This is a genomic window from Bremerella sp. JC817, assembly GCF_040718835.1.
In the GTDB taxonomy this organism is placed as follows: domain Bacteria; phylum Planctomycetota; class Planctomycetia; order Pirellulales; family Pirellulaceae; genus Bremerella.
In genome coordinates this window covers 1-347 of sequence record NZ_JBFEFG010000162.1, presented here as the reverse complement: position 1 = coordinate 347, position 347 = coordinate 1, and the positions used below count along the sequence as shown (strand labels likewise).

Sequence of the window (347 nt, the reverse complement as noted above, 5' to 3'; positions counted from 1 at the left end):
GTCGTGCCCGGGGTCGACTGGGCCTCGCTCGGCGGTTCGCCCAGCACCACGATTTCGGGAATCAGGTTGCCGAGACTGAAGCCCTCCACGTCGGGGAAGCCGCCGTCGGTGTAGATCATGAGCCGAGGCGGTTGGACCTCGCTGGCGATTTCCCCCTCGCCGAATTGCTTCGACGGGTTGGCCAGCCCGGCGGCGACCTCGAGGGCGTCTCGCAGCGAGGTCCCCGATCGGGCCGGGCGGACGGAGGCGATCCGGTCGCGGAGCTGGGCCTTGTTCCCCGTGTAGGTCGAGACGACCCGGGCCGACTCGGCGAACGCGATCACCATCGCCAGGTCGTTCGACCCCAT

General features: G+C 69.5%; 1 protein-coding gene. It reads right to left on the bottom strand.

What is annotated here, in order from left to right:
• A partial coding sequence (locus AB1L30_RS00760) for a VWA domain-containing protein (protein ID WP_367011436.1) occupies positions 1-326 on the bottom strand: 326 nt, incomplete at its 3' end.
• Between the last annotated feature and the right edge of the window lie 21 nt (positions 327-347).